The sequence below is a fragment of the Clostridium cellulovorans 743B genome, from assembly GCF_000145275.1.
In the GTDB taxonomy this organism is placed as follows: domain Bacteria; phylum Bacillota; class Clostridia; order Clostridiales; family Clostridiaceae; genus Clostridium_K; species Clostridium_K cellulovorans.
Genome location: NC_014393.1, coordinates 5,100,003 through 5,111,813 on the forward strand (window position 1 = coordinate 5,100,003; position 11,811 = coordinate 5,111,813).

At 29.9% G+C, this 11,811-nt stretch carries 10 protein-coding genes; 2 read left to right on the top strand and 8 right to left on the bottom strand.

The window, feature by feature from the left end; genetic code table 11:
• Nucleotides 1-162: 162 nt before the first annotated feature.
• The 8 genes from CLOCEL_RS21125 to CLOCEL_RS21160 all read right to left on the bottom strand — a co-directional run bounded on the left by CLOCEL_RS21125 (nt 163) and on the right by CLOCEL_RS21160 (nt 9,072).
• A complete protein-coding gene (locus CLOCEL_RS21125) occupies nt 163-1,317 on the bottom strand; it encodes a DUF2812 domain-containing protein (protein WP_010074246.1) in 1,155 nt (384 codons plus the stop codon).
• Nucleotides 1,304-1,648: a PadR family transcriptional regulator gene (locus tag CLOCEL_RS21130; protein ID WP_010074247.1), complete on the bottom strand. Its 345-nt coding sequence runs from the start codon at nt 1,646-1,648 to the stop codon at nt 1,304-1,306. Before CLOCEL_RS21130 ends, CLOCEL_RS21125 begins: the two co-directional genes overlap by 14 nt.
• Nucleotides 1,649-1,749: 101 nt before the next feature.
• Entirely contained in the window at nt 1,750-2,646 is an 897-nt protein-coding gene (locus CLOCEL_RS21135) for a hypothetical protein (RefSeq protein WP_010074248.1), read from the bottom strand.
• Nucleotides 2,647-2,950: 304 nt separating this feature from the next.
• Nucleotides 2,951-4,300, bottom strand: coding sequence for an MATE family efflux transporter (locus CLOCEL_RS21140; RefSeq protein WP_010074249.1), 1,350 nt, complete (start codon nt 4,298-4,300; stop codon nt 2,951-2,953).
• A gap of 315 nt (nt 4,301-4,615) precedes the next feature.
• On the bottom strand, nt 4,616-6,322 hold the full coding sequence (locus tag CLOCEL_RS21145; RefSeq protein WP_010074250.1) for an ABC transporter ATP-binding protein: 1,707 nt from the start codon (nt 6,320-6,322) through the stop codon (nt 4,616-4,618).
• A gap of 157 nt (nt 6,323-6,479) precedes the next feature.
• A complete protein-coding gene (locus CLOCEL_RS21150) occupies nt 6,480-7,571 on the bottom strand; it encodes an ArsR/SmtB family transcription factor (protein WP_010074251.1) in 1,092 nt (363 codons plus the stop codon).
• A gap of 253 nt (nt 7,572-7,824) precedes the next feature.
• Nucleotides 7,825-8,385: a GNAT family N-acetyltransferase gene (locus CLOCEL_RS21155; protein ID WP_010074252.1), complete on the bottom strand. Its 561-nt coding sequence runs from the start codon at nt 8,383-8,385 to the stop codon at nt 7,825-7,827.
• A 114-nt stretch (nt 8,386-8,499) separates the two neighbouring features.
• Nucleotides 8,500-9,072: a flavodoxin family protein gene (locus tag CLOCEL_RS21160; protein ID WP_010074253.1), complete on the bottom strand. Its 573-nt coding sequence runs from the start codon at nt 9,070-9,072 to the stop codon at nt 8,500-8,502.
• A gap of 367 nt (nt 9,073-9,439) precedes the next feature.
• Here CLOCEL_RS21160 and CLOCEL_RS21165 point away from each other — a divergent pair, with 367 nt between their 5' ends.
• Both CLOCEL_RS21165 and CLOCEL_RS21170 read left to right on the top strand, forming a co-directional pair.
• Complete coding sequence (locus CLOCEL_RS21165) at nt 9,440-10,669, top strand: right-handed parallel beta-helix repeat-containing protein (protein ID WP_010074254.1); 1,230 nt, start codon at nt 9,440-9,442, stop codon at nt 10,667-10,669.
• 215 nt (nt 10,670-10,884) lie between these two features.
• On the top strand, nt 10,885-11,592 hold the full coding sequence (locus tag CLOCEL_RS21170) for a formylglycine-generating enzyme family protein (protein ID WP_242655191.1): 708 nt from the start codon (nt 10,885-10,887) through the stop codon (nt 11,590-11,592).
• Nucleotides 11,593-11,811: the final 219 nt, after the last annotated feature.

Below are 11,811 nucleotides of genomic sequence, written 5' to 3' on the forward strand. Positions count from 1 at the left end.
GGTAACCTACGTCTTATCTTTTAGAAACTCCTTGGGTATAAAAATCATTATTTTTATACCCAAGGAGTTATATATATCCCAACAAAGGTTCTTCATAGAATACATTGATTTTTCAATATTTCTCTAGAGTTCTGATATAGTTTCAATATCGTAACTTATATATTAAAAATCTTTGCTTTGAAAATCTATATATTTATGGCTAATATCAATATTACTTTTATCGAAAATTTTTATATCCTCAATATCTCTATTTGCTTTAATTAGAATAATAAAATTCTCGCCTTTTCTTACAATCTTATTAGTTGCAATTTTATCTTCTGTTCCATCCTTGTACTTGATAACTGTATTATCTATTTCTTGGTTCTCATCATTGCCGTATATAGTTATATAATCATGCTGTCCCAATTTAAGGAAGTTACTTAATGCATTATGATTAGGGCGAACGCCACTACTAAAATTAGTTATAACCTTGTACCTATTAAAAACTAACTTTTCTAATGCTATTATACCTATTCTATTATTATTTCCATATAAAGAAACCTTGAAGTCACCTATATCTTCTGAAATAACATAATTTATTGTCCTCATAGGATATAATGACATTTCATCCCCCTGTAAGACCTTATTCTTTATAGCTTTTTCAGAAGATCCTACTGTAGATAGAACTGTAACTGCTACCGCTAATGCTGCACTCAATATAATAGGAGCTATAAACAAAGAAATTGCTGAAGAAAACTTTTTTAAAATCCCTTTGCTACAATAATCTATTGCTTGATCCTCCTTAACTTTTCTTTTTAATGCAATATATGAATTTACAAACCTAATGAGTATAATTGATAATATTGAAATAAATAGTACTATAATCATAGGCTCTAATCCTGCTCCAATGTTTGTTTTTCCCTGCAAGAATAGTATTGTATATAATGCTACAAATTCAATTCCATAAATCAACAAGAAAAAAGCTAACCATTTATGTAACCACTTAAATTGTTGTGAAGGATCATTATAAATTACTAACTTATCAAAAGAAGTAATTTGACCTGAATACTTGAAATATCTAAATTCTCTTACCTTATGAATAAAACGCCATCCACTCTCAGCAAATAAATCATAATATTCTTCAACATCTTCAACTTTATTATTAAAATCAATTTTATATATAGCATCTGTACTCTGTCCTTTTATAAAAGTATAAATTCCAAGTATATTTACTTTTTGAAAAATCCATCCTTTTTGAGCCATATTTCTAAGCCAGTTTTCTTCTTTTTCTAAATCGAATATATAAAACCATTTAAAAACCTTTTTAGTCCTTCCCAAAATTAACTCCCCCCAATAACTTTTTAGATTCAACAAGTAAAGTTTCTAATCTATTTAACTCCAACTGCACCACAGTTCTTCCTAAAGCAGTTAATTCATATGTTTTTTTTCTGTCTACCTCCAATGAAGTATCAACAACCTCTATCAACTTATCTTTTGTTAGTTTTGATAATGCTCCATATAAAGTCCCTGGTGCTAAGATTATTCTAGAGTTTGTTATTCTTTCCACGTTTTGCATTATCCCATAACCATGAAGTGGCTGCCATAATGATGTAAGAATTAAATAAGTGGTTTCAGTTAACGGAAGAAATTCATTAGCTGTTTTTTTCATCAATACACCTCCAAGCCAATATTTTATCACTATATCGAACTTCTATATATCGCACTACGATATATAGTATATCAATATGCTAAACTTATTTCTTTTATATGTCAATATATATTTTTGTTAATCCACTGATAGCAAATCTCTAATTCTTCATCAGTTATTAAATCTGATCTATGCTCAAATAATACCTTCACTTTTGGATTTTCTTCTCTAATCACCTTTAGATATTCTTTAATGGGAGCCCAACCATCATTCTCTTTCAAAGTTGGTAATACTGGATAATGTGGATGCTCTATTTTCTCTCCAACCTTAATATTAGATAAGTGAATTTCTTCAGTATACTTACCAAACCTTCTAATTACATTAATATCACTAAAGCTTTTTTCTATACTCTTTTGTAAATGAATCCTTCCAAAATCAAGGCATAACTTTATCTTATTGTACTTTTCTAAAAGTTGGTCTATATAATCGTCATCACATATGTATTTATTCAAAGCATCGAATTCCAATATAGGCATAAAACCATATTTATCACCTTGCTCAGATAACCATTTAAAAATCTCTTCACTATACTCTTTAAATTGTAAAAATGAGTATTCATCTTCATATCTATATTCACTTTTATCATCAAATCTCCAACGACTCAAATCAAAATCCCCTCTTAATATAACTGGTTTCGGGAAATGAAATAAAATATATTTAGGTTTTAATCCTTTCATTTTAATGTATTTTAACTCCTGTTCAATAATATTGTAAGAATTTCTGCTTACCTGTCTGTCTAAAGATAAAAATTGAGGATCTCTAAACTTTGACATCCAGCCACGTAATGGAAAATGTATACCATAATTAAAACCTTTATTTTCGGCTTCTTGCATTAGATTGTCCACATCTTGTTCTGTTCCAAATAGACAAACTTCCACTCCATAAAACTCTCTTCTAAAGTCTCTTCGGAATTTAGTATAATCATATCCGCCGTGCATTCCAATCATAAAATTTTTCATTATTCTCTCCTATCTAACTAAACTATTTTTTGCGTAATTATTAACTTTTACAGCATTTCATCTATAAAAATTCCTACAAGTTTATAGTGTTACTTTTGATAAAACAAGAAATTTTCAAACTGCGATCTTCTGTTTGGATTTTTATATTTATAGTACCATATTACTGGTAAAAAACACTTCTACTATACTTCATTCTCAATTATCTTGTCTATAAGTTCTGTGGCTTTCAAAACAAAAGAAGCACCTCTCTTTTTCAAGATTAGTACTTCCAAATTTAAATTATTAAATTATATTCAACAACTTTCTACTCAGCTTGGCTTTGAGGGCTAAAAGCCATCCCCTTTTGCATAATTCCAAAACCTTTTATTACTAAGAATAGCGCACATGCTATCCAAATAATTGGTTCTGTTATACATATACCAAGGTATCCTAATTTAGGAGCTAAATAATAAGCTGCTATTACTTTTCCTACTAACTCTATTACACTTGCCATAATTGGAACCACCTTTTGTCCAATTCCTTGCATAGCACTTCTTAGAACTAATAGAATTCCTAAAACATAGTAGAAAGGTGTATCTATACGAAGATATCTAGTTGCTGTATCAATAATTTCAGTTTCTGCAGTTCCTGTAATTCCTGAAACAATTAACGGTACAATAGTAAAAGACATTATCACCACAACAGTTGACCATACCCAGGAAATTAATATTAATTGAATAAATCCCTTTTTTATTCTATCTGGTTTATTTGCTCCATAGTTTTGACTTGAGAAAGTAGCTGCTGTAACGCTTACAGTACTAAGTGGTAACATAAACATCTCTGTAATTTTACGTGCCGCTGTATGTGCTGCAATTGTTTCTGTTCCAAAACCATTAATTGCATTTTGAAGTATAACAGTACCAATAGCCACTACAGATAACATTAAGCCCATGGAAATGCCTGTACTAAATAAATCCATAATAATAGAACGATTTAAGTTAAAGTCCTCTTTTTTCAATCTTAATATAGGATAATTTTTTAAAATATAAATAAAACATAAAACAGCTGATAAAAGTATTGATAATACAGTGGCAAAAGCTGCTCCTTCAACACCCATTCCAAATCCACAGATAAAAAGATAATCTAGTATTATGTTAACAACAGTTGAAATTATTAAGAAATACAAAGGGCTCTTTGTATCGCCTAAAGCTCTCAGTACACTTGAAAACATATTGTAAAGCATAGAAAATGTTAATCCCATTATGATAATTCTTGCAAATGAATATGCACCATCTATAACATCGTCTGGTGTAGCTAATATTCTTAAGACAGGTCTTATTCCAATAAGACTTACCACAGTAAAAAGAATGGATGTAGCTAACCCTAATACAACGGTTCCTGCTACAGCTTTTTTCATTTCTTTTATATCATTAGCACCAAAAAAGCGGGCTATAACAACAGAATAACCATTAGTCATTCCAATAGCAAAGCTTAATAAAAGTCCAATAATAGGGCTTGTCGCACCTACTGCCGCTAAAGCCTTCACTCCTAAGGTTTGTCCTACAATTACAGTATCAATAAGATTATATAATTGTTGAAATAAGTTCCCTATCAATATAGGAATTGCAAATGTAATAATTAGTTTGAGTGTATTACCCTTTGTTAAGTCCGTCATAATTCTTCTCCTTGATAGTCTTTATTTACTTCCTTACGCTACCATCAATTATAGCATACATGATTAATATGTAATCCTATCTTTTCTTAGGTTTTTTCATGTCATTATTAAACCTTTATAGAAAACAACTTATTTCAATTAGTATTTATACATTGTAACTTATCACAACCCCTTATGTTTATATTTATATTTGACTACTAACTCAGAAGGTTAATATCAAAATCTAACGGTTTATAAATATAAAAATCATAGGTAAACACTCTTACCTATGACTTTTATCATACTTCACTAGTACTTTTAAACGTGATTCTGTATTTATGATATCCTTACGGTATTATCTTGTCCTATAGAAAGTAACTTACTCAAGTATTTATTTTCATCTATAAGTTTATACAAATTCCCTTGCTCACCAATTGTCCCTTCATTAATAACTATTATCTCATCATACTTGGCTAAACTTGATTCAGTTAATCTATGAGTTACAGCAATTATAGTACATTCCTTGGAAGAAAGTATTGAATTCTCAATTAAATTTGCAGATTCTATGTCTATGGCAGAAGTTGCTTCGTCCAAAAGAATTATAGGCGTTTTTTTGATTATAGCCCTAGCGATAGATATCCTTTGTCTTTCCCCTCCTGAAAAGCTGCCCCCATTTTCTCCAACATGAGTATTTATCCCATTTGGAAGTCTTTCTATGAGACCTTGCAATTTTGCTAACTTAATCGCTTTATTAATTTCTTCTTCACTGTAATCTTCATATAGGGTTATATTATCTTTAATAGTCCCATCAAATAAATAAACATTTTGCTGTACAGAACAAATTAATTGACAAATCGAATTCGGGTGAATACTTTTTATATTTACTCCATCAATATCAATCATGCCTTGATAATTTTTATAATAGCCTAAAATAAGCTTCAATATAGTTGATTTTCCACTACCACTTTCACCTACTATGGCATATTTTTTACCCTTCTCTAGACTTAGAGAGATATTGCTTACAACGGCTTTTTCTCTACTATATGAGAAAGAAACATCTTTAAAGTTTATACTTGTTTGATAGCATTCTTTTATTCCTAACTCATTATTTTCTTGATTACTTTCTATTATATTTATAACCTTATTAGTTATCTCCTTTGTTGAATTCATCTTGGTTATTATCATAACACTTTGAATAAATGGATTTATAATAAAGTTCATTAATTGCACTGAAGCTATTAGCTCACCTATAGTTATCCTGTCTTTGATTGTTAAATAAACTCCGACCATCATAACAATTATATGCAAAGAGTATCCAAAAAGATTAGAAATCATATCTACAATAGAATTAAATACAGAAAATCTAAATTTACTTTTTTCTGTAGTTTCATTTACTTCACCAAAGTTATCCTCAACCTTATTTACCACATTAAAGCCTTTAATAACTTCAAAGCCCGAAAACATATCCTTAAGTTTTGAAGTATATACTGCCATCTTATTGGAGTATATATTCCTTAATTCACTTAGTTTTCTGCTAAATAGCTGAGGTATTACTAAAGTAATAGCTCCACCAATACTTATAATTAAAATGAGACTATAATCTATTTTAATTAGCGAATAAATAGAAATAACAAACGAAACTAAAAAATATGCTAATTGAATAATATTTCTAAAATAATCCTGTTCAATAATAGCTTCATCATTAGTCAATATCGATATATAATTAGCAGTATTCTCATCTGTAAAATCAGCCATATCTTTTCTAAGAATTTTAGAAAACACATCTTTCTTCAGAACTACTAAAGTCTTTTTTATATATAGATCCTTTACTATTTTTTGGGCAAGGTTACCGAAAAGATACGTTGCAAGATAAATGATAGCTATAACTATACTTTGTTTAAAAAGTTTCATATCTTTTGATATACTTGCATCTACAATATCCGAAAGCAGATAAGCCATATATACATCTATAACAGCACATAAAGTAGTTAGTACAAGGACTAAGAAAAATAACCCTTTAAATTTAGTTATATACTTTTTCATTTTTTCAACTCCTTTTTATATAAATTCTTTTATGAATTAGATATATATCTAATTGCATTATATTACAATTTTAGATTATAATCAATATTCAAATTAGATACTCGTCTAATTATATAAACAAAAAAAATTCCAAGAGATAAACATCCCTTGGAATTTTTTAAAGCTTAAATTCCTTTGATATAAATTTAATCATATTTCTTAGTGCTTCTTTATTTAACTTATAATAAGTTTTTCCTTCTCTTCTATTTATAATTACTAGATCTGCAATTTGTAATAAGTTTATGTGATGAGATATGGTAGCATTTGTTAACTCTAGTTTTTCTGCAATTTCCAAACCAAACTTTTCTTCTTCGATGATCATCTTAAGGATATTAAATCTACTACTATCACTAACGGTTTTAAGTATATTTAGTACTACTTCATCATCATTTTTACCTTTTATGTCTTCTAGTGCTTTTTCTATCTTTGTTCCTATATAAAGAACTAAAATACCATCCCTCTCATCACCAATAATGCTGGCATAATTGACTGTCATAGGTGTCAGAATTATAGTTTTATATTGTTCTAAATTATTAATACTTGGTAATCTTTTTAAATATTCTATTCCTTCAATTTCTACCTTGTTAGATATATATTCACTAAAGTTTATTCTCTCTGTCTTCACCTTTTCAAAGGAGCTATTGAAGATTGGTATAAAGTTTTCAATAAACTCACAAGCCTCATTTAAGTATTTTTTAGGATTATCTATTATCAAGTATATGTTCCACTTTGCTTCACTTGAAATATTACAATCTTTCAGTAACTCCACTGTTTTATTTTTATCTTTATGGGTATCCTTATACTTTTCCACTAACTTACACTCTGCTTTTCCTTTTAGGTAAACTAAATATGCTACAAGCTTTTCTAGTATCTCATCATCTTCTCTAGTTCTTAGTATATCTAAATATTCATTTAGTGTATAACCAGACATACTTATTGGATTATCTATATCAAGGCAATTTGCTACTATAAGTGCTTCTCCAGTAGAATTAAACTCATAATCATAATTATGAAAATAAAACTTAAGCTTTTCTCTATCAACATTTTTACTTTTAGTAAGCTTCTCTATGTACTTTTGAATATTTTTATTAGGAACAAAACCTGGCAACCTTGCTGTTATCTTATCATAAAACTCCTTATTTTCCATAACAAACAGTGTATCTAATATATCTCTTGTATCTGAAGCCTTTAAATCTAAAATAATCTCCATAATATTTCTCCCTAGTAACAACATACTTTTTATCATAATAACTTTTAGTTCCTATTATTGTCAAACTTAATATCTATTTAATCATTAAATACCTAAATACTTTCTCTTAATAGTCTTATCATATATATAGTTTCTAATAATCTTCCTAATATTAAACACATATCATTGATAATCTTAATGTACCTTTTAATCGGAACATCCATAATTAGCTTTAAACATATCCTCTAGTAATTTATCTATTATAGCTTAAAATTTATTTAAATTTACCATGATTGATCCTTGCCATGAGGATAGAATCTTTATAAACGCCTTGTCCCATATGCTTATTATATTTTAATATTCCTTCTACTTCAAAGCCAAATTTTTTGTATATCTTAATGGCTCTTTCATTATCTGCATCCACTTCCAAGGCTATTTTTACTAACCCAACATTATCTGCCCACTCTATTAATAAATTTAACATCTTACTACCAATGCCGTAGCCCCAATATTCTCTTAACACAACTATTCCAAATTGCCCTTTATGTTTACCTCGTCTAAATGAACTACCTGCAAAACCCAATGTTCCAACAACTTCTCCATCTATTTTTGCAGTTATAAAAAGTTCATTTTCATTTTTCCTCTTATCATCGATAAACTTCTTTTCATTTTCATAAGAAATATTGAACTCATCTGATTCTCTAAGTAAAAAGTCAGTTTCACTATCAGCCTTTTTGATAAACAGTATTAACAAAGCAGCGTCTTCACCCTTAGCTGATTCTAATGTTACTTCTCCTAGGCTCAATTCATATTTCTTTGCTTCAATTATCGCCATATTAAAATTTCACCAACCTATCTATATTTATTCCTACAATCATTAATGGTATTTCCCAGCAAACTCTATCTTTCATATAACTCCATTTCTTCATTTAATATTTATCAAAAACTTCTAACGTTTAATTGTTTTATTTATATAATCATAATTCAATTGCATTGCTATCTTTTTTATATTTTCTATAGCATTTCTATCCTCTTTGGGAGATACGTTTTCTGTATTATGAGAACACACTGCCCCAACAGATACTGCATTCATTTTATGCAATAAACATTCTGCTGTTTCTATTGCTTTTTCCATATGCCCATCACCACCACCAGCTAAAAGTATTCCACCTTTTTTCTTTTTCTCAATAGGATTTACATATCTAAAAAACCTTGCACACCAATAAGTCTGCAATCTGCTCATTACTGCCAATAGTTGACCTGATAACTCTGAAAAATACAATGGTGATGCTATGATAATATTGTCACACTCTAATATGTAATCATAAACCTCTTGCATATCATCTTTTTTCGAACACCCTTCACTATGATGGCAGTATCTACAATCTGTACAAGGTTTAATATTAGCATAATAAGCATCAATTATTTTTACTTCTCCATTTATATGCTTTCTAAACTCATTGATCATAGCCTGTGTATCTCCATTTTTTCTTGGGGAACCATTAAAAATTAAAGTTTTCATCTAAAATCCATCCTAGCTGTCTACTAAATCTATAACACCTATTTGTAATTATATACTATAAATTACTATTTGATTGCAACAATGCTACAAATTATATTTCTATACGTTTACATATATATCGTTACCACTTATAATAAGTACTATCAATATATATGTATCATGTATATATCTCAACAATAGATTTTTACAAAATCTTAATTCTACTTTATCTAATAGGAAACTTATTTCACAAATTGGAAACGTATCCACTAGTCTTATATTCTTCTATTGCTGACTTATATAAATCAATTCTTTAGTTGGAGGTGTTAGAAACTTAAAACTGCAATTAATCTTTGCACCAAATTAATAGAAAATAGGGGGATACTTTATGAAAACTTTATTAAAAAAATTTTTATTTGCATCTTTAGTTATGTGCGGAAGTTTTTTAGCTGCATCAGCAACTGCAAATGCAGCAGAATATTATATGGCTCCAAATGGTAATGACAACAATCCTGGAACTCTAAGTGCTCCATTTGCTAGTATAGCTAAAGCTCAATCAGTCGCTTCATCTGGTGATACAGTTATGCTCTTAGGCGGAGTTTATAAAAACTTTTCTATAGGTGCTTCAGATAGCAACTACAATTACGTAAATAACATAACTAAAAGTGGAATTACTTATAGAGCTTATACCTCAAAGAATGTGCCAATTTTTGATTTTTCAAATATAACTCCAACTAAACGTGTCGCAGCATTCCGTATAGCTAGTGGAGTATCTAACGTTACTTTCTTATCAATACAAGTAACAGGAGTAAAGGTCGGTACTCAGAAACAATCTGAGTGCTTCAGAATTGAAGGAAATGCTACATTTAATCAAGTTGTATGCCACGATACAGAAGCTAACGGTTTTTACTTTGTTAACCATGGCACTGGAACTTGTATCAAATGTGATGCTTACAATAATATAGGACCAACATCAAGTTCAATTGGAAACACAGACGGTTTTGGTGCTCATGGTGATGGAGTTACCTTCCAGTATTGCCGTTCATGGCATAATAGTGATGACGGATATGATTGCTTAACTTCAAGAGGTTCGAATACTTTTGATCATTGCTGGGCTTATAACATGACTGCTGGTGGAGATTCTAACGGCTTTAAAATTGGTGGATACGGAACTGGAACACCACCTAGCACAATACCAGTTCACACAGTTAAATATTGCTTATCAGCTAATAACGCAGCTCATGGCTTCTATGCTAATCACCAACCTGGACAATCTGCAACCTGGACATATAACACTGCCTACAACAATGCTGCTGGAAACTTTGATATGTTAGAGCGTGTAAGTCCAACTAATGCTACTGATATTCCAGGAACAAGAGAAATAGTGCATAATAATATTGCCTTTACAAGAGCAGCAATAATAAATTCTAACTTACCAGCTGCAAATGTAAGCAATAACTCTTGGAATAAATCAGGTGTCACTGTATCATCTGCAGATTTCCAAAGTTTAGATGCGACTCAAATGACTAAAGCTAGAGGAACTAATGGTGTATTGCCAACAATCACCTTTATGCATTTAACTGATAGCAGTGATCTTAAAGGACTTGGTTGTTTCTAACCCATTTTATTTAACTGTATTTATTGGCATTATGAACTCACTACAGTTAAAACTTTGTAAGAAAGGTGCACAATATGAAAACCACATCTAATAAATTAAAACTTATATTGATTTTGTTGACCATATCAGTTTTTATGCTAATATATTTCATTAGTAGCAGTATACTTAACCTAAATACTAATAAAAAAAATACTATTGAAACTACCCAATCAACTTTGTCAAATAGTAAAACTATTACTCTAAGCAACGGTATAAAATTAGATTTTGTTCTTATTAACCCAGGATCTTTTACTATGGGATCAAACGAGGAATTCGGTGATGGTGATGAAGGTCCAAAACATAAAGTGACCATTACTGAAGCTTTTTATCTAGGGAAATTTGAGGTAACTCAAGAACAGTGGCTTGAACTTATGGGTAGCAATCCAAGTGAATTTGTGGACTTAAAAAAGCCTGTAGATAATGTTAGTTGGGATGACTGCAAAACTTTTCTGCAAAAACTTGCAGAAAAAACTGGTGAAAATTTTTCACTACCAACGGAAGCTCAATGGGAATACGCTTGCCGAGCAGGTACTGACAGTTTGTGGACTTTTGGGGATACAGCCGAAGAAATAGGTAATTATGCATGGCTTGATATCAACTCAGCTGGGACTACCCATGAAGTAGGAACTAAAAAACCTAATCCCTGGGGGCTCTATGATATGTACGGAAATATCCAAGAGTGGTGTGAAGACCTATATACAGACAAATATTCAGAAACTGATACTACAGATCCTATAGGTCCAAGCTCTGGTGATTCTCGTGTCATCCGTGGCGGTGCTTGGGGTGATATTTCAGATAGTGTACGCTCTTCTTATCGAAATTGTAGTGGCGCTACTAATAAAACTAACGGTACTGGTTTTAGATGTGTTTTGATTATTGATTAGTTATTAATTTTATAGTTCACCATACTAAAAAGAAGTGGTATTTCTAAGGAATACTACTTCTTTTTTCACAAATAAATACTATATAAACTCAATTTAAATTTATACACCAAATTTATACACCAAACTTATATACTATAATTAAATTAATTGTGATTTCTTAAAATTAGATTACAAAACAAATTATATTATAAATCTAAAATTGAAACTTAAAAGGTAGAT